The sequence below is a fragment of the Sporosarcina sp. FA9 genome (assembly GCF_051550205.1).
Classification (GTDB): domain Bacteria; phylum Bacillota; class Bacilli; order Bacillales_A; family Planococcaceae; genus Sporosarcina.
In genome coordinates this window covers 3,498,014-3,515,716 of record NZ_CP188819.1, presented here as the reverse complement: position 1 = coordinate 3,515,716, position 17,703 = coordinate 3,498,014, and the positions used below count along the sequence as shown (strand labels likewise).

Genomic DNA, 17,703 nt, shown 5'->3' with positions numbered 1-17,703 from the left:
ATTCGTTAGATTTAAACTTATCATACATTGCAATTATGAACAAACTATTAACGGGAAAATCACTACATAATTTCATGGCGATTTTGTGAACTTTAATGGGGAATTAAAATGGTGAATTTTGTCCCTTTTCCTGTTTCGCTCGTAACTTGAATTGTTCCGTTATGCATAGTGACGAGCTGCTTCACTATGGATAAGCCTAGACCAAACTCGCCGTAAGGATTCGTCGTCCTCGAAAGAATCGCTTTGTAAAACCGACTCCATATTTTTTCGATATCCGCGGGATCGATTCCTATCCCTGTATCTTCAATTTCAATCATCGTTTCATTTTCCAGTGCGATACCTCTTAATGTTATCGTACCGCTTTCTGTAAATTGAATGCTGTTTTTTGTAATGTTAATTAATATTTGAGTGAGTCGATCGTAATCTGCAAAGACAGTTACATCAGAATTAGAAGCAACAAGAATCACATTGTTACGTTCACCAGCAGCACCTTCAAGTTGATCTTTGATAATATTCAATAGTTCCACGAGTTGAATATTTTGTTTGTTAAGTGTTATTTGGTTGGAACGAATTTTTTCATAATCTAAATTTTCATTGACAAGACGTATGAGTCGCATCGTCTCATTGCGAGCAAGTCCAAGTGCTTTTTCCTTCTTATCTTCGGCAATCATATTGTTTTTTAACCCATCAATAACGCCGCGAATTGTTGTAAGTGGTGTTCGCAGTTCATGAGATACATCGGCCATGAATTGACGGCGCCTGTTTTCAAGGCTTTTAATTTCTTCCATCGAAAGATCTAATTTTTCAACCATTCCATTGAAATCCCCCGCAAGCTCACTAATTTCATCAAAATCAGAGTATGGGATCCGTACAGAATAATCACCGCGTGCGACATTAGAAGTTGCTTCCCTTAGCCGTTTTATACGTTTTACGTGAAACGTAGACAGTATCCAACTTAGAATGAAAGCAACAGCTAAAGCGATAATTGTCGTGTATATTAAGTAGTTATTCATTTGTGAGATGATTTCCCGGGAGCCTTTTATTGGAGACGTCAGTAAAATACCACCAACAAATTGATTGTTCAAATGAAGTGGAAGTAAAACGAATGTGACCCCTTCACGAAACCTTTTAAAGTCTTGTTTCACAGTAATTTTATGCCCGGTTTTTAGATGTCCCCATTCATCCTCATTGAGTTCAATGAGTGGAGTATTTGTACTTGTTGAATAAATAATAGCTGATCTTTCATCAAAAAGACTGTACTGAATATCTCTTCCCTGAAGGACGTGCCCATAATTTTTAAGTATGTTTGCTGAATTTCGTTGATTTTTTTCGAAATCCTGTAAAATACTTTGGCCATACGATGAAAGTTCCTCGGTTTTGTTGTCATAAACAAATTGCTCGACATAATGTGAGAACAATAAGCTGATGAGTAAAAAGGAAATCACAATTACGCTCACATGACTGACGATTAACTGGTATAAATATTTTATTTTCATTGTGCATCATCTCTATTTTCAAAGGTTTCGTCGAATCGGTAACCAACACCCCAGACTGTGTGAAAAAAAGGTTGCTCATCTGTCGAAACTTTGGTGCGAAGTCTCTTAATATGCACATCTACGGTTCGATCATCACCGTAAAAATCATATCCCCATACACTGTCTAGCAATTGGTCACGTGAAAATACTTGCTTTGGGTGTTGGACAAAGTGATACAGAAGATCGAATTCTTTAGGCGTAAGATTCAAAACGGGTTTTTCGTTTAGCAACACTTCTCGCGTATGTAAATTGATTTTAAAATGTTTTGTTTCTACTACACCTTCCATGGGCATCTCTTCTTTTAAGGAAGCGTACCTTCTCGTTACTGCTTTAATACGGGCCATGAGTGCAAGAGGACTAAAAGGTTTGGTCACATAATCATCAGCGCCCATTTCGAGCCCCAGTACTTGTTCGGACTCACTATCTTTGGCGGTTAGCATGATGATGGGTATGGAGTAGTTCTCTTTTCGCAACTGCTGACAAATCGATACACCGTCCATTCCAGGAAGCATCCAGTCGATAATGAGACAGTCCCAATCGTCGCGTTTAGCAAGTTCAAGCCCCTCTAAACCATCCATTACAAAAGTACCGTCAATTCCTTCTTTAGAAAAAAAGAGCTCAATCATCGAAGAGACACTTTCGTTGTCCTCTATTACTAATATTTTCAAGCGGCGAATCCCCTCTCTAATGTACTATTCTCTCCAAAGTAAACGGAATTTTTTAAATATGCAACAACAAACACCTATGGTCTGAAGGAACAGATCATAGGTGCTTGTTGTTATTTAGTTTGAAGACTTATTGTTGCTTGTTAAAGTGGCTTCAATTGTAAGCAATTTGGCCCCGCGGTAAATTGTGAATGTTGCTGTATCACCGATCTTGAGGTTGGAATAAAGAAATTTACGCAATTCAGTAGAACTTTTTATGTCTGTTCCATTAATAGATGTAATAACGTCTTCTAATTGAATACCAGCTTTTCCTGCAGCTGATTCAGGGTCTACACTAGCGACGATAACTCCACCTTTAACGGAGTTTGGCAGTTCTTGTAAATACATTTGTGGTACTTCACTAAGTTCAGCCATGCCGATTCCGATATATGGACGTTCTACTTGACCATTCTTTGTCATCTCTTCTATTAAGGGGATGACTTCGTTACTTGGTATCGCAAAGCCGAGGCCTTCGACGCCTTTTTCTGCAATTTTAAGGCTGTTAATACCAATGACTTCGCCTGCCGAATTTATCAGTGCTCCACCACTGTTTCCAGGGTTGATAGCTGCATCTGTTTGAATAACGTTAAACTCCCATTCCCCGGCAGACGTTTTCACTGTGATCGACCGATTGACTGCGCTGACAATACCTTGAGTCACAGTTCCTGAGAAGTCTAGACCTAGTGGGTTCCCAATAGCTACAACAGGATCTCCCGCACGAAGTGTGTCAGAATCTCCAAACTTTAGGGCCGTATCTGCATACTTCGCATCTATTTTTAAGACAGCAAGATCGCTTAGTGCATCCTTACCGACAAGCTCAGCCGTTGCTCTTTCTCCGCTTTCAAGGGATACTTCAAGCTTAGTAGCTCCTTCAATGACATGGTTATTTGTTACAATATAGGCATAATGTTTATCGATTTTATAAATCACTCCAGAGCCTGAACCGCTTTGCACGCTCTTGGATTCAGAATTGAAACGATTATCGCTATTTTGGAAGTTAACAATACCGACGATTGCACTTGATGACTGTTCAACCATATCGGATAGTGACAAGTCTGACTTCGCACTTGTTTGTTCTAAGGTATATGCCGCAGATTCCTCAATAACAGGAGAGTTATCTGCAGAAGACTTCTGAATGATGTTTGTATTCATAACAACACCAAGCGTTAAAATCGACCCAATGACACCGGCACTAATTGTCGATAGAAAACGTTTAACAGAGCCTTTATTATTTTCATTATTCATAATGAATTCCTCCGTTTCTCTTTATACCTTTATACTACTTGGTAAATATGAACAAACTATTACGGAGACATGAACAATTAAAGACTTTTGAAAGGAATTGATTGAGTTGGAAAAGATTTATGAATCGTTTGCTGTGGCAAAAAAAGTGCTGGAATATAATTTGAATGTAAAACCAACTGAAATACTACTTATCGTAATTGATTCTACAAAAAAAGAGCTTGGAGATCTCTTTTATAATGCTGGCGTTGAAATAGGGGCAGAAACGTTGTTGATGCAATATGTCCCTAGAAAAAAGTCAGGTGAAGAACCACCAAGCCCGGTGGCGGATGCGATGATGAATGTTGACGTCGCGATATGCATCACAGAACATTCAATATCCCATACAAAAGCTCGAAAAAAAGCAGCTGAGAATAATACTAGGATTGCAACAATGCCGGGATTGACATTAGACATGCTCACGAATGGTGCATTGAAAGCGGATTACTCGGACGTACGGAAAATAGGGGAGCAAGTAGAAGTTGTACTCGACCGAGGAAAACATGTAGTTATCGAAACCGGTGATTCCGTGCTAACTTTTGAAATCAGTGGAAGAAAGAGTAAAGCGAGCACGGGTTTTTTAATAAATCCTGGAGATTCAGGAAATTTACCGTCTGGTGAAACATATATCGCTCCAATAGAAGGAACTGCGAACGGTGAAATTCGAATTGACGGATCAATTGCTGGTATCGGATTGTTAAAACAACCAATTATACTGAAATTAAAGGACGGTAAATTGATAGAGGCGGAAGGTAAGGAGGGGCAGGAACTTTTAAAACTTCTGGGTGACGGGGACGGTAGGTATTTATGTGAACTTGGTATTGGTACAAATCCATTTGCGCGGTTTACGGGAAATGTACTTGAAGATGAGAAAAAATACGGTACATGTCATATAGCGTTTGGAACAAATCATAATTTTGGTGGAATAATAAACGCAGGCGTACATATTGACGCAGTCATTAAAAGACCAAAAGTTTTCATCGATGGAAACGTTTTTGTTTCTAATGGTGAGATTCATTTATAAAAATCAGGCATATCCTTGTAGGCTGGAACGTAGATTAGTAGTGTGTGTGTAAATCACCGCAACAGTCACAGTTGGAAATCAACCAACGGAACAGGGAGGAATGTTTAGTGGTATCAGCAATAGAAAATCAGGTGTACGCATTTCCAAATACAAAAGGTTCAAAAGTTAATTTCAAGGAGAGATACGAAAACTTTATTGGTGGGGAATGGGTTGAACCAAAGAATAAGCAATACTTCGACAATCCAACACCAGTAACTGGTAAGAAATTTACGGAAGTTGCACGTTCGACTGAAGAGGATATTGAACTCGCACTCGACGCAGCACATGCTGCCAAAGAAGCGTGGGGTAAAACATCCGTCACTGATCGTTCAAATATTCTACTAAAAGTAGCTGATCGTATGGAACAAAACCTTGAAATGCTAGCCGTAGCTGAAACATGGGAAAATGGAAAAGCGATTCGTGAAACGCTAAACGCTGATTTACCATTAGCAATCGATCATTTGCGTTATTTCGCAGGAGCGATCCGTGCACAAGAGGGCGGAGTTAGTCAGATTGACAACGACACAGTAGCTTATCATTTCCATGAACCAATCGGTGTTGTTGCACAAATTATTCCGTGGAATTTCCCGATTTTAATGGCGATATGGAAACTGGCGCCGGCACTTGCTGCTGGGAACTGTGTTGTATTAAAACCGGCTGAACAGACACCCGCTTCGATTATGGTCCTAATGGAGTTAATCGAAGACTTGTTGCCGGCAGGAGTTGTAAACGTTGTAAACGGATATGGTTTGGAAGCGGGGAAACCGCTTGCTTCAAGCCCACGCATCGGAAAAATTGCATTTACGGGTGAGACAACGACAGGCAGACTTATAATGCAATACGCTTCTCAAAATACGATACCAGTCACACTAGAGCTTGGCGGAAAGTCTCCGAATATTTTCTTTGAAGATATTATGGATGAGGATGATGCACTGCTCGACAAAGCAGTAGAGGGATTTGTCATGTTTGCACTTAACCAAGGTGAAGTGTGCACATGTCCTTCAAGGGCATTAATTCAAGAATCGATTTACGACAAATTTATGGAACGTGCAATTGAACGCGTTAAAGCAATTAAAACGGGCAACCCTCTTGATCCAACAGTGATGATGGGTGCACAAGCATCTACTGAACAAATGGAGAAAATCCTGTCTTATTTAGATATTGGTAAGCAGGAAGGAGCGGAATGTTTAACAGGTGGAGAACAAAATAAATTAGACGGCGATTTAAAGGACGGATATTATATCCAACCAACAGTGTTTAAAGGGAATAATAAAATGAGAATTTTCCAAGAGGAAATTTTCGGTCCTGTAGTATCGGTCACGACGTTTAAGACGAAGGAAGAAGCGTTGGAGATTGCGAACGACACATTGTACGGCCTTGGTGCGGGTGTTTGGACGCGTGATACAAATACGGCCTACCGTTTAGCTCGTGGAATTGAAGCGGGTCGCGTCTGGACAAATTGCTATCATGCGTATCCGGCTCATGCTGCATTCGGAGGTTATAAGGCATCCGGTATCGGTCGCGAAAACCACAAAATGATGCTTAGCCATTACCAACAGACGAAAAATATGTTGGTCAGTTACAGTGAAGAAAAGCTTGGGTTCTTTTAATTAGGAGGACTATGGATGACAGATCGTGTACTTGCAACAGAAGCTGCACTTAAACTTATTGGGCAATTAACAAGTAAACATGGTCCGCTTATGTTTCACCAATCTGGCGGTTGCTGCGATGGGTCCTCGCCGATGTGTTATGCGGAGGGAGAACTCATTATCGGTCAACAGGACGTTCTTTTAGGATTTATTGGTGAAGTTCCATTTTATATGCACAAAAACCAATTTGAATATTGGAAGCATACCCAACTCATTATCGACGTCGTAGAAGGACGCGGAGGTATGTTTTCACTTGAAGGTGTGGAGGGGAAACGTTTTTTAACGAGATCCCGAGCATTTACAGTGGAAGAAAATTTGGAATTGCAAAAGTGAGCAAAAGAAAACCTTCTGAGCAATTTCAGAAGGTTTTTCTGAATATAAATGGATACTAAAGAAAACGTTCTCGTACTTCAGGCGTTGGAAGTGCACAGGACTCATCTTTTTTACCAAACCATTTATAGCGATTGCTTGCGAAGTAATCATAGAATAAATCGCGTATTGGACGTGGTACAAGTATTAGGATAAACAGAAGATGCCACAAACCGTCCAGTTTTTTTGCGATTCGAAGTGCTGCAGAAGATTTCGTAAATGCCTTTCCATTTTCAATAAGTACAAGGCTATCCACATCGCTGGGGATATTATACTCTTTAACCGTATTTACTCCAACTTCGCTTTGCAATGAAGTGAATTGAAAGTGAGCAACTGGATCTCTTTTTATTATAAATTGAACACTTGAGTCACAAAAATTACAATCACCATCAAATAATACAAGTCGTTTCATTCGAATTCCTCCTGATAGTATTGATCTTTATTAAGTATAGCCTTTAGATAGGATAACCAAACTATTGGGGTACCTATTTACAAATGACAGAAAGTTTAGTATAATCAGAGATAGTAATCTATTAAAGGATTCGATTGTTGCTATCTATTCTTTTTGCCCTGGTGAAAAATAGTTAGGAGGCTAATCGTATGGACCACTCACAAGTAGATCCTGAAGAAATGAAAATGAGGCAGAATAAAGACTATATTGCTTCGTTAAAAATGGTTGGTGAAGGTGCACCCGTGTACGACTTTGATAGGGAAGAAGAATTTGATAAGAAAAAACCTATCGAAGAAGCAGATGCAGATATAAAGTTGCCGAGAGATTACCAATAGCCAAGAAACACATCAAAAGCTGACCAAATTGGACAGCTTTTTTTAATTTATTTATTCTCTTGATTGACTGTGTCACGTTGTGATATAGTCGAGTTGCGAAATAGAACGAATTGTAGAGCGGATGTGAATGCAGGTGAATATCGATAAAGTATTGAAAACATATGTCCCAATGACGGAATCGGCATTTTACATTCTAGTATCACTTTCCGTTCCACGTCATGGCTACGGCATTATCAAACATGTCCAAGAATTAACAAATGGACGGCTCGTTCTAGGGTCTGGGACAATATATGGGACGCTGAAGAAGATGCAGCGGGATGGAATAGTCAGCGTTTATGCGGATGAAACAAGGAAAATAATTTATGAAGTTTCAGAAATAGGGAAAGCATTGATGCGGCATGAAATGGGTCGGCTAAAAGAGTTGTACACAAATGTGTTAATGTACGAGGGGGAATTTCAATGATTAAAAAATGGCGTCCGTTTTGGAGTTATGATGTGGAAAAAACGGAGCATTGGTTAGCGGAGATGGCTGCTGAAGGGAAAAAAGTAGTGCAGGTCAACTTAATAACGCGTTTTTTTGCATTCGAAGAAGCGGTCTCTGCTAAGGTAGAATACCAAATTATTTATGATAAATTAAAGAGTCCGTTGACCCGTACGTTGGAAAAGTCGGGTTGGAAATCAAGGGTAGAAGAAGGAAATTGGCGTTTTGTTGAAAATGCCAAGGACGCAATTCGAGCGTATCCAGTTCGGGACGGCATTCTCAAAAGAAATAAACTCCATGCGACTGTTGCCACGGGTGTTTCTTTTTTCAGTGGTGCACAGGCATTGTTTATGCTTCTTCTATTACTAATTCTTCTTACTTCTGGAGAAGGCTTCGAAGGCAGTGGGCCGTTTGGAATAATCGTTTCAGCACATTTAACACAAAGCGTAGTCATCATGTTTCTTGCTATTTATTTAAAGAAAAAGATACGTGCTTTTGAGCATAATTATTTTAATACCGGTGAAGATGTTTTGAACACAACGGGTGAAACCTTTTCAATATGGAAACTGAGTTGGGCGGAAACACCTGATTTACTTGAAGACTGGTTATCGGACATGGCGCTCCGAGGCAATCATTTCGTTCGAATTGGCAAGCAAAACGGCCGCTTCAATTTTGAGAAAGGAGAACCAAAACATGTTTCGTATGTCTACGATTATCAACTGAAGGCTTCCTCGCTGTACTACGACTTACATAAAAGTGAAGGATGGAAATTGAAATACACTTCTACCTTTTCCATTACAAAACAATCGATTTGGATGAAAGAATACAAGCCAGGCGAGAAAAAGCCTCAGTTTACGTATGATCCAGTGGAAGAGAAGAAAAGAATTCGCAAAGTGATTATAGGCAATGCACTTTCCATTTTATTTCCTGTAGCGATTTCCACTTTTTTACTCTGGATAGGCATTCCCTTTTACAAGGAGGAAGGTTTAACACTGCTCATTCAATTCCTAATAGGTGTAATTATATTGTCTATGGCTCTGCCCATTCGACTCGTTTATCGAACGATTCGCTATGGACTGCGAATGAGACATAAACTGACCAACCCGCATCGCATTTAGCGGTGCTTTTTTTTTATTTCCAAATGGTAACATTATGGATAAACAACATAGGGCATCATCTCTTTTTTGTCTGGAAAACTGTGTTTTTACGAACGTGATTGGTAAAGGTATTGAGTATTGGAACTTACAATTACAGGTGTTATACTTAATGTGTATAATGTTGAATATTCAGTAAGGAATGTATTCCGCAAACGGGACAGTGCGGCAAGTCTTATTATAAGGGGCTTGTAAAATGCCATGCGCCAAAGATTATATTAATAAAGTAGGGAAAATGGATCGAATAGGGAAGAAACGAAAGACATGCATTTCCTAATTTAGAATGAAGGAGGAAAAAAGATGGGAAGATTAGTCCACTTTGAGATACATGTAGACGATATGGAACGAGCGAAAAAGTTTTACGCGGAAGTATTTGGATGGACTTTTCAGGACTGGAGTGAATATGCCGGCATGCCTTATTTCGGAGCAGTGACTGGTGATGATAGTGAGCCTGGAATTGATGGAGCATTGATGCAGCGTCAAGGTCCTCCCCCAGAACCCAACCAGGCGCTAAATGGCTATGCTTGTACAATGGGAGTAGAAGATTACGATGCAAGTGAAATGAAAATTCTTAATAGTGGTGGCAGCGTAGCAATGCCCAAATATGCGTTGCCTGGAATGGCTTGGCAAGGATATTGTATTGATACTGAGGGTAATATTTTTGGTATTCATCAACCAGATATAAACGCGAAATAATAAAGTATTATTTTTTTGAAGGAATTTGTTGTTACTTATTAATTAAAAGGAGTGTTGGAAAATGGCTGTTGATATTTATTTAACGTTTAATGGGAATTGTCGTGAAGCTGTTGAATTTTATGCAGAGGTTTTTGAAACAGAAAAACCTCACATTATGACTTTTGGAGAAAATCCTCCTAATCCAGAATATCCTCTTCCAGAGGAAGCGAAAGATCTAGTTATGCATACTCGTTTAGCGATTGAAGGAAGCAATGTTATGTTTTCAGATACGTTCCCTGGGTCTCCTTTTACGATTGGAAACAACATAAGCCTGGCTTACCATAGTTTTGATGCGGACAAGCTGCAAATTGTTTTTGACAAGCTAAAAGAAGACGGAACAGTTGTAATGGAGCTCCAAGAGACTTTCTGGGCAAGACTTTATGGTCAGGTCACTGACAAATTCGGTGTCATTTGGCAATTTAATTTAAATAGCGAAGAAACAGCTTACTAATAATTATCAATCCAGTTTCTTACACAAATATACAACGTACTATGGCAAATACGATGCAACAAGAAGTTAGGTTAGGTGCTACTGCTGAACGATTTTGATAAAATATAATGACTCTATTTTATTATTAAAGAGAACCCATAGTCTCTCGCCCGTCTGTTCCTTCTATTTTCACATTTAATAGAAGGAGGAGGTGAGATTATGATGCAACAATGGAATTGTAACGAAGGTATGGTACAGCCCGTTGTGTGCCCGACTCAGTATCGGTGCCACGACCAGTTTATTCCACGAGAAGTTCCTTACATTCATCCGATTGTGAACGTTAATCGACAGCATATTGTTGAAATTCCGCGTCATTACTACACAGAAACGACGCAAAATGTAATGGGTGAAACACTTCAGGCACAGCCTGGTTTTGGTCCTGTACCTGCCCCTGGTTTTAGACCTCCCAGACGTAGACCGAGGTTCTAAACGAGAATTATGGTAGAATAAAACTACCACAATTCTATTTTAAGGGTGAACTTATTGAAAGCATTTAAATTAATCATTCCAGTCATGCTCATCGTTGGAATTTACAGTTGGATGAAAATGGATAAGAGTTATTCAGAAGTTCCAGAAACATCAGGGATTCTTATAACGATTGGTGCAGTGATTGTGAGTGGAGTAATTTCATTTTTCCTCTTCCCTAAAAACGAAGGCGAAAAATATTGAAGAAATCAGTGGCCTATGCGTCGCTGATTTTTTTATTCTTATAAAATTAAGAACTGGGAGGGAATGGGTACATAGGGATTTTAAAACAAGACTTAAAAGCGTTATTTTATACAGTTGAAACGTTTCACGAAAACTACAGTCTAATCAAAAAAGGGGGAGTTTTCGTTTTGAAAAAACTAATGAATATACTACTACTTGCAGCTGTGTGTGCAACAATGATGATTGGAAATAACAAGACTTCTGCTACAAGCTGGGCTGAAATGGATCCACAGGAAGTTAAAGATCGCGCCAAGGTTATTGTAAGTGGGACATATGACTTTTCAAGCAAATCTAAACCAAGCGAATTTATTTTTAAGGGTTTAAAATTCAACGTGAATAAAGTTTATCTAGGAGATGTGCCTGTAGAACTAGTTGTAGGCATTGATATGTTTGATGTTGGATGGGCAGAGGAATTCCAAGGTGAGGGTGGCGAGTTTCTTTTGTTTTTAGAGGAAAATGAAAAAACCAGTTTCCTAATACCTGTTGGAGGGCCAAACGGTATGGTTCAAATATCAGGAGGTAAGGTTGAACATCCTAGAAAGGTAAACAAAAAGTTTTATGAAGAAATTTTGAAAATGGAGGTAAAAACCCTGAATAGTGGAAGCGGTAAAACAAGTACACCTGATCAAGGTTCAAATTCCACTCCTCTATTCCTAATAAGTGGTGGTGCTTTAGTGGGTCTACTAGCTTTAGTGTTCCTAGTTCGTTTTTTAAGAAAAAAATAAAGAAACGGCGAGATATTGCATATAGTGGCATCTCGCTTTTCACCAACATTGGGCCAAGAAAGTGAAAGGGATCGCCAAATGCTTGAAGATTTAGGGTTTGAGGTAGATCTTGAACCGTTGAAACGGGAATAGATATCTGTATAAAAGTGTGAATGGGTCGCCCTGCGGATGGGGTGGCCCATTTTTTTGATATCCGACATTTTGGACGTTATATCAGACAGTTTCCGCTATATATCCGACACTTCAAACGTTATATCCGACATTCCATCTCATATATCCGCGTATTTTACCAGTTTATCCGCAAACCAGGACAATTCTACTGCCATAAAAAATAAAATAAAAAACGAAACGATTTCGAAACCAATCCGTATAAGAGTAAAGAATAAAAATCTTCGAAATAGAAAAGAGTGTTTTATATGGTCAATTTACTCATTTTTTCAATTATCACAGGCGTACTAGCGAGTCTCATTATTGTTCCGCTTGTTAAGGTAAATCAGGAAACGGAAGAGAAGTTAACATTCAATCGATTGACGGCGTTAGCAGTAACTGCGACTGTTCTTTCTCTCGTTATATTTGGGTTTTATTATGTCACGAATATGGATCGGAACTGGACTTCCTTATGGGTTGCATTAGTCGTTGTGGCCTTGTTGGGAATTCTTGCGGCAAGTGGGAAAGAACGTAAGGTTAAGGTGATTCTGTTTTTGGGTTCCCTTGTCGTTGCTGCATTTGTTCTGAGTGCACCGTTATTCAATGCCAACAAGAAATATGAAGTGGTCGAAATGAAACAAGAAGTTGAAATAAAAGCATTTGACGACACAAAAACACCGGCAAGTGTACCCCCTAAATTTGCGCGTAATAAAATGAAGAAGGCATTCGGGCAAGTTCCTAACACGAGTTATTATGAGCTTGGTCATTTACAAATTCAAAAAGTGAACGATAACTTTGTCTACATTGCCCCAGTTGAATTTTCGGGATTTTTCAAATGGTTGAACGGTAAGACAACGCCGGGTTATTTCACAATGAGTGCGACCGATTCGGCAGATAATCCTAAGTTTATAAAGATGGAAATGGACTATACACCGTCTTCCTTCTTCCATAAACAAGTAGAACGCCATATGCGTATGGAAATGCCGAACCTCATTTTTTACGGCAATGTTCAACTTGAGATTAATGATGAAGGAAAACCGTATTATATTAGATCTTATGGAGACTTTATTACAGCTCGTAACGGATTTGATGTGAAAGGAATTGTAGCCGTAGATTCAGCAACAGGTGAAGCGGTAAAATACAGTCTGAAGGATATTCCGGCCTTTATCGATGGTGCGGTTTCACCTGAAGCGGTTAGTCTCCAAAATAGTTATTTCGGAAACTATATTCATGGTTTTTGGAATTCGGTAGTAGGGAAAAAAGATGTTAAATTACCATCAGATGAAGGGACAGAGTCAAATGTAAGCCCGATTTTTGACGAGGAAGGCCATATGTATTATTTCACAGATTTTACAAGTCCAAAAGAGGGTGTCGATTCGATGCTTGGCTATGCACTCACGGACGGTCGGACTGGAGAAGCAACTTATTACACCGGAAATTTGGAAGAGTCGTATATGGATTCCCAAGGGGCTCTTCAAATCATAGAGAAGAAATTCATTGAAAAGAAATGGACTGGTGAAATGCCGGTTCTATACAACTTCTACGGAGAAGCGAGTTGGTTGACTCCGGTTCTCGATTCAAATGGATTCTTACAAAACTATTTCATCGTATCCGCAGCAAATCCAGAAATCTCGGTTTATGGGAACACACCAAACGAGGCACTGAAGCTCTACAAGACCGCTTTACAACGGGGAGGAAGTACGGTTGACGGAAGTTCGAACGCGGAAGAAGCGAAAGCAGCAATCACTGTTAAGCGCGTCTTCAAGGAACGTGTTGGTGATTTCACACTTGTTTCGATTTTAGCAGACGATGGACGAAACTTCCTAGTCTCAACGGAAGTCTCGCCACTTGCGATTTATGTACAAGAAGGCGATAAATTAGCAATTACGTATTTAGAAACGGGTGAAATATTCCTTCCAGTTAAAGACCTTGTGAATGTGACAATTGAATAAAAAAAGAGCTGGAAAATCATATTGGTAACCCGTTCAATCAAGTATTAGAAGAGTTGAGACACAAGCCGATTGACATCGAATTAGAATATTAACTAGCATCGTATTTAGGGTGTTAGTTAATTTTTTAAAACATACTGTTGGGTATATCTGGTATAGTAATGATGAAGTGTGAAGATTTTCAATGTTCAACAAACGGAGCCATTATGTTTAAGAAGGATATTGTCTTTATGTTAAAACCTCTTAATAAGGGGGGAGTAGATTTGAAGAGTAATCTTTTTATGAGTGTGTTGATATTAAGCGTTTTTATTTTTAGTGCGTGTAGTAATGTGGAAAAAGTTCAACATATTGAGGTGTTTGTTACAGAAACATCAGAACAAAATAATGAAGTTTTTTTTGAATCAACTGGTTATAAGAAAGTAAATTCTATAACGAGTATTGAAGAGGGTAAAAATCATATAAAAACTGATATTAAAGCCATTGAGGACTTTTATGATACAAAAGGAAATTATATACGAACAGAAATCATACATTCAAGTTTTAATAAATCAAATGTTACTCAAGCAGAAGATGGTGAAAACCGTAAAGAGGAACTTCAAGAGCCATCTACAATACTAATTCCAGATAAAAATTTTGAACAGTTCAAATTGGATAATATGACAAATGAAGAAAAGGAAAAAGTGAAAGAGCATGTCCTATCTTTTATGGATATGCTATAAGCATTATTTTCATGAACGGGCGCGTTTAATGCGTAAGGATTGGGCTACATTCGGGCCAGAGTGTTTATTGAAATACAAAAGGAGGGATAAAGATAGTGGTTAACAATAGCCTTGAAAATATTGAAACCCATAAGAAATTGGGATTAGGATCATTGTCGTTAGCACTATTTTTATTGGGTTTATTATTTTCTTTTTCATTTGGTAAATACGATGCTTTTGGCGATCATATATTGCGTTTTATAGGAATAAATCCTTGGTCAAATGGTGATACGGGTTTACATTATACAATTTTTTATTCACTTATTTTTTATATACCCGCATTGATTGTTGGTTATAAATTCAAAAGCGATTGGGGAGCAAAGACAGGTAGGGTTTTGTCAATGATTTTAGTTGTCTTTGTTTTAGTATCACTATTATTTGTTGCTGTTAATTAATTCCTTCTGTAATCGGGCGCGTTAAATGTATAAGAATCGTATTACAATCGGGCCATTTTGTGGAATCATTACTTAAACTAACCGGGCAGTTTAGTTAAAGGAGTGACATTATGATAAATACGGTAAAGTGGCGATAAACGAGGAATATAAGGTATTTATCGCATCTGAGAAGGAGGAAACAAGTTGATACCGTTTTTTGAAGGGAAAGGTGAACTATATTTAATTATTTGCCTTTTGATTATTCCTGTTATTTGTTGCATAATTGTCTATTTTACACGACCAAAACTAATTTGGATTTCCCCGTTAATTATTTTTTCTGCGTTTATACTTGTATCATTTGTTTTCTTTCCTTTTTATTTTGAAGATATTTTTAATGGTGATTATGATTTCACAACAATATATTGGCTTGTATTTTTCTTTCCTACTCAGATTATTTCAGCTGTTTTTTTCACTGGAATCACACATATCATTATCAAAATACGTGGTAGAGGGTCAATATCGCCTGGTCCTCAAACGCAGGGGGTAGCAAAGAATAACGTCGATTAGTCTGAACTGAATCAACTTTTGATTTGGTGCTATTGTTACAGCAATCGGGTGCGATTGCTGTAGATTGTGCATTGGAAAAACAATGAACAATTGCAGATTTGGTGTGGTGCAATAGTTCGTGATTTGAAGAAGATGAATCGAACACAAGTGAAATATGTTCGATTAGCAAAAACGGCTGCCTTTACAGGGCAGCTTTTTCTTATTGAGTAATAGAATTTAATACTTCCGTGAACAGACATTATGTCAACCTAAGGTGCATGGCGTATACAAACCCGTTCAGCGATCAAATTCCTTCTTCAACTAACGGAAAGTTTACTTCAATAATTTCAGAAGATAGTAATAAGAATAATCTTAACAAAAAGGGCGTACCATCTTATTGGAGGGGTGGTTATTTTGAAAAAAATTATAATAGGTATTATCTTTTTAATATTGATTATTACAGCATTTTTTATTGTGAACGAAATAAAGTCAGGCGAAACAGAAGCTGTCAATTCGGAGAAAAAATTAGAAGTTGATTTAGCTAAAAGTATGGAGGAATCTAAAAAGGAAAATAAAAAGATAGAAGTGTTATTAACAAAGGTTCCGCAGGAACTAAAAAATAAAGGATATGGTCAGACAGGGTTAAGTTTTTCTTCTGAATACCGTATATTTACCGTACAAGTTGAGGATAAGGAATTTGTAAAAAGGAATAGGAGTAAAGTTGAAAATATGATCGTAAATATTGCAAAAGAGATTGAATTTCAAGATTTTGATGTGAATTTCAGGGTTTTGGAAAGTGATGGTGAAATAGGTCAGGAAGAACAAAAGTTAAGGGAATCATTAAGTAAAGTATCAAAAGTGACTTCGGATTTATTTAAAGAAAAAGGATATCATGATATTAACTATTCAATATTGCTTCATCCAAAAAAGGAAATCATTATTGAGGGGAAGAATGAGGTTTTAGAGAAGAAGGATGAAATTGAAAAACTTATCGCTAATACCGTATTCTCAAAAACAAATATGAACTTCACAGTTAAAATACAGAAAAAAAGTGAAAATGAAATAAGAGACCAAAATTGGCAACCTGTGTTTAGTGCTATAAGAGAGGAAACTAAAAGAGAATTCGAGGAATATACAGGGTTCGCATATTCGTTTCACCCTGAACCTCTACAAATTATTATTAAAACTAACTTAGAAAAACCTAAGTGGTTTTGGAACTCTAATAAAAAGGTTAAGCAAATAACAAATTATGTAGATAAGATAATAGAGTTGAAAAAAGAAGAACTTTCAATTGAAAAAATTCCATATGCAATTATTATAAGAGATAAAAATGATAAGAAAATAAATTAGAAAAATTTCAAAAAAATATGTTTACCTTAAGCTAACGGGGGCGATTGTTTGTAACAGTTTCTCTAGAATCGTACAGAGCTTTGTATAAAACTCTGAAAAGTTCCATGAGGTGAGCGAACTATTTTTTGATACATGAAAATGGATATAATAGAGGTAAAAACAAACAAGGCGTGTTATTTATGAATGAAAATTCACGAACAGAAGGCCAAAAACAAGTAGAATTTGCAGTTCGAATGGCCGCAATTGACGGTGGAAAACCAAGTGCATTTACAAAGAACCTCTTAAACCAATATGAAAATGGGCAAGTATCATCCAGCGATTGTTGAAAAATATACAAGGGCTTCGCAATAATTTATGGATCCTTATATTTATCCTAATACAAACACCTTAATCAACAAATTAGACATTCGGGATGAACAACAATTAATTGACGTTGAAGCACAGTTATTAATCGCTGGGATTGTAGATATTAATTCTATCACTCGAAAGATTGATTTTCAAAAACATGAAAGCCTCCAAATAATTCATCACTTTCTTTTTCATGAGTTGGGTAATTCCGAACAGTCAATATTTATAAAAGTGATTAGGTTTTAAATGGATTATCTGTTGCTTATAGCGATAAAGATCATATAATATCTGATTTGAAAACTGTTTTTAGTTGGTCTGAATCTAAACAAAGGAGTTATTCTAATCCTAGTCTCCTAAAAGACTTTTCTGCATGTATGATAAAGCTTTGGGGTGTTCATCTTTACCGTGAAGGAAATACAAGAACAGTTTCAATCTTCATGAAGCTTTTTGCTGAAGCAAGTAGGCTAGACTTCAATGCACTAGTTCTTGCCACAGTAGAAGAAACTCCAGAACCACAATACCTATTGAATATGATGTAAGATGTACTAGAT

The 17,703-nt window shown here is 37.7% G+C and carries 23 protein-coding genes; 19 read left to right on the top strand and 4 right to left on the bottom strand.

The features are described from left to right. Positions 1–92: 92 nt before the first annotated feature. From ACP8HH_RS18040 to ACP8HH_RS18030, 3 genes are all read right to left on the bottom strand, one after another. On the bottom strand, positions 93–1,496 hold the full coding sequence (locus ACP8HH_RS18040; protein ID WP_438313656.1) for a sensor histidine kinase: 1,404 nt from the start codon (positions 1,494–1,496) through the stop codon (positions 93–95). Next, complete coding sequence (locus ACP8HH_RS18035) at positions 1,493–2,203, bottom strand: winged helix-turn-helix domain-containing protein (RefSeq protein WP_438313654.1); 711 nt, start codon at positions 2,201–2,203, stop codon at positions 1,493–1,495. Before ACP8HH_RS18035 ends, ACP8HH_RS18040 begins: the two co-directional genes overlap by 4 nt. A 114-nt stretch (positions 2,204–2,317) precedes the next feature. Then, a complete protein-coding gene (locus ACP8HH_RS18030) occupies positions 2,318–3,484 on the bottom strand; it encodes a S1C family serine protease (protein WP_438313652.1) in 1,167 nt (388 codons plus the stop codon). A gap of 106 nt (positions 3,485–3,590) precedes the next feature. On the opposite strand from ACP8HH_RS18030, the gene ACP8HH_RS18025 reads away from it, so the two are divergent. The 3 genes from ACP8HH_RS18025 (at position 3,591) to ACP8HH_RS18015 (ending at position 6,565) form a co-directional block, all read left to right on the top strand. Then, positions 3,591–4,544: an aminopeptidase gene (locus ACP8HH_RS18025; RefSeq protein ID WP_438313651.1), complete on the top strand. Its 954-nt coding sequence runs from the start codon at positions 3,591–3,593 to the stop codon at positions 4,542–4,544. Between the two features lie 107 nt (positions 4,545–4,651). Next, positions 4,652–6,193: an aldehyde dehydrogenase gene (gene adh / locus ACP8HH_RS18020; protein WP_438313649.1), complete on the top strand. Its 1,542-nt coding sequence runs from the start codon at positions 4,652–4,654 to the stop codon at positions 6,191–6,193. 15 nt (positions 6,194–6,208) lie between these two features. Then, a complete protein-coding gene (locus tag ACP8HH_RS18015; protein WP_438313647.1) occupies positions 6,209–6,565 on the top strand; it encodes a DUF779 domain-containing protein in 357 nt (118 codons plus the stop codon). Between the two features lie 55 nt (positions 6,566–6,620). On the opposite strand, the gene ACP8HH_RS18010 is transcribed toward ACP8HH_RS18015, so the two are convergent. Next, a complete protein-coding gene (locus ACP8HH_RS18010) occupies positions 6,621–7,013 on the bottom strand; it encodes a thiol-disulfide oxidoreductase DCC family protein (protein WP_438313645.1) in 393 nt (130 codons plus the stop codon). A 188-nt stretch (positions 7,014–7,201) separates the two neighbouring features. Here ACP8HH_RS18010 and ACP8HH_RS18005 point away from each other — a divergent pair, with 188 nt between their 5' ends. The 16 genes from ACP8HH_RS18005 (at position 7,202) to ACP8HH_RS17930 (ending at position 17,691) form a co-directional block, all read left to right on the top strand. Then, complete coding sequence (locus tag ACP8HH_RS18005) at positions 7,202–7,387, top strand: hypothetical protein (RefSeq protein WP_438313644.1); 186 nt, start codon at positions 7,202–7,204, stop codon at positions 7,385–7,387. Positions 7,388–7,520: 133 nt separating this feature from the next. After that, entirely contained in the window at positions 7,521–7,850 is a 330-nt protein-coding gene (locus ACP8HH_RS18000; protein WP_438319248.1) for a PadR family transcriptional regulator, read from the top strand. Next, positions 7,847–8,986, top strand: coding sequence for a DUF2812 domain-containing protein (locus ACP8HH_RS17995; protein WP_438313642.1), 1,140 nt, complete (start codon positions 7,847–7,849; stop codon positions 8,984–8,986). Before ACP8HH_RS18000 ends, ACP8HH_RS17995 begins: the two co-directional genes overlap by 4 nt. Positions 8,987–9,322: 336 nt before the next feature. Then, positions 9,323–9,718 (top strand): VOC family protein, encoded by a 396-nt coding sequence (locus tag ACP8HH_RS17990; RefSeq protein ID WP_438313640.1) that lies wholly within the window; start codon positions 9,323–9,325, stop codon positions 9,716–9,718. 61 nt (positions 9,719–9,779) lie between these two features. Beyond that, entirely contained in the window at positions 9,780–10,208 is a 429-nt protein-coding gene (locus tag ACP8HH_RS17985; protein ID WP_438313638.1) for a VOC family protein, read from the top strand. A gap of 198 nt (positions 10,209–10,406) precedes the next feature. After that, on the top strand, positions 10,407–10,676 hold the full coding sequence (locus ACP8HH_RS17980) for a hypothetical protein (protein ID WP_438313637.1): 270 nt from the start codon (positions 10,407–10,409) through the stop codon (positions 10,674–10,676). Between the two features lie 54 nt (positions 10,677–10,730). Next, on the top strand, positions 10,731–10,916 hold the full coding sequence (locus ACP8HH_RS17975) for a histidine kinase (protein WP_438313635.1): 186 nt from the start codon (positions 10,731–10,733) through the stop codon (positions 10,914–10,916). A gap of 167 nt (positions 10,917–11,083) precedes the next feature. Then, positions 11,084–11,680 (top strand): hypothetical protein, encoded by a 597-nt coding sequence (locus ACP8HH_RS17970; protein ID WP_438313633.1) that lies wholly within the window; start codon positions 11,084–11,086, stop codon positions 11,678–11,680. Positions 11,681–12,096: 416 nt separating this feature from the next. Further along, complete coding sequence (locus ACP8HH_RS17965; protein ID WP_438313632.1) at positions 12,097–13,779, top strand: hypothetical protein; 1,683 nt, start codon at positions 12,097–12,099, stop codon at positions 13,777–13,779. Positions 13,780–13,937: 158 nt separating this feature from the next. Then, positions 13,938–14,495 (top strand): hypothetical protein, encoded by a 558-nt coding sequence (locus ACP8HH_RS17960; RefSeq protein WP_438313631.1) that lies wholly within the window; start codon positions 13,938–13,940, stop codon positions 14,493–14,495. Between the two features lie 95 nt (positions 14,496–14,590). Continuing rightward, on the top strand, positions 14,591–14,929 hold the full coding sequence (locus tag ACP8HH_RS17955; protein WP_438313630.1) for a hypothetical protein: 339 nt from the start codon (positions 14,591–14,593) through the stop codon (positions 14,927–14,929). 612 nt (positions 14,930–15,541) lie between these two features. Further along, positions 15,542–15,685: a hypothetical protein gene (locus ACP8HH_RS17950; RefSeq protein WP_438313628.1), complete on the top strand. Its 144-nt coding sequence runs from the start codon at positions 15,542–15,544 to the stop codon at positions 15,683–15,685. 183 nt (positions 15,686–15,868) lie between these two features. Next, entirely contained in the window at positions 15,869–16,804 is a 936-nt protein-coding gene (locus tag ACP8HH_RS17945) for a hypothetical protein (RefSeq protein WP_438313627.1), read from the top strand. A 179-nt stretch (positions 16,805–16,983) separates the two neighbouring features. Then, positions 16,984–17,130, top strand: a complete 147-nt coding sequence (locus tag ACP8HH_RS17940; protein WP_438313625.1) for an antitoxin VbhA family protein — start codon at positions 16,984–16,986, stop codon at positions 17,128–17,130. 28 nt (positions 17,131–17,158) lie between these two features. After that, positions 17,159–17,398, top strand: coding sequence for a hypothetical protein (locus ACP8HH_RS17935; RefSeq protein ID WP_438313623.1), 240 nt, complete (start codon positions 17,159–17,161; stop codon positions 17,396–17,398). A 128-nt stretch (positions 17,399–17,526) separates the two neighbouring features. Further along, positions 17,527–17,691, top strand: a complete 165-nt coding sequence (locus tag ACP8HH_RS17930; RefSeq protein WP_438313621.1) for a hypothetical protein — start codon at positions 17,527–17,529, stop codon at positions 17,689–17,691. Positions 17,692–17,703: the final 12 nt, after the last annotated feature.

Bases quoted from the DNA above. Each gene is read 5' to 3' on its own strand.
- ACP8HH_RS18040 (WP_438313656.1), bottom strand. From the start codon at position 1,496: ATGAAAATAAAATATTTATACCAGTTAATCGTCAGTCATGTGAGCGTA.
- ACP8HH_RS18030 (WP_438313652.1), bottom strand. From the start codon at position 3,484: ATGAATAATGAAAATAATAAAGGCTCTGTTAAACGTTTTCTATCGACA.
- ACP8HH_RS18015 (WP_438313647.1), top strand. From the start codon at position 6,209: ATGACAGATCGTGTACTTGCAACAGAAGCTGCACTTAAACTTATTGGG.
- ACP8HH_RS18010 (WP_438313645.1), bottom strand. From the start codon at position 7,013: ATGAAACGACTTGTATTATTTGATGGTGATTGTAATTTTTGTGACTCA.
- ACP8HH_RS18005 (WP_438313644.1), top strand. From the start codon at position 7,202: ATGGACCACTCACAAGTAGATCCTGAAGAAATGAAAATGAGGCAGAAT.
- ACP8HH_RS17995 (WP_438313642.1), top strand. From the start codon at position 7,847: ATGATTAAAAAATGGCGTCCGTTTTGGAGTTATGATGTGGAAAAAACG.
- ACP8HH_RS17990 (WP_438313640.1), top strand. From the start codon at position 9,323: ATGGGAAGATTAGTCCACTTTGAGATACATGTAGACGATATGGAACGA.
- ACP8HH_RS17985 (WP_438313638.1), top strand. From the start codon at position 9,780: ATGGCTGTTGATATTTATTTAACGTTTAATGGGAATTGTCGTGAAGCT.
- ACP8HH_RS17980 (WP_438313637.1), top strand. From the start codon at position 10,407: ATGATGCAACAATGGAATTGTAACGAAGGTATGGTACAGCCCGTTGTG.
- ACP8HH_RS17965 (WP_438313632.1), top strand. From the start codon at position 12,097: ATGGTCAATTTACTCATTTTTTCAATTATCACAGGCGTACTAGCGAGT.
- ACP8HH_RS17960 (WP_438313631.1), top strand. From the start codon at position 13,938: ATGATGAAGTGTGAAGATTTTCAATGTTCAACAAACGGAGCCATTATG.
- ACP8HH_RS17940 (WP_438313625.1), top strand. From the start codon at position 16,984: ATGAATGAAAATTCACGAACAGAAGGCCAAAAACAAGTAGAATTTGCA.
- ACP8HH_RS17935 (WP_438313623.1), top strand. From the start codon at position 17,159: ATGGATCCTTATATTTATCCTAATACAAACACCTTAATCAACAAATTA.
- ACP8HH_RS17930 (WP_438313621.1), top strand. From the start codon at position 17,527: ATGATAAAGCTTTGGGGTGTTCATCTTTACCGTGAAGGAAATACAAGA.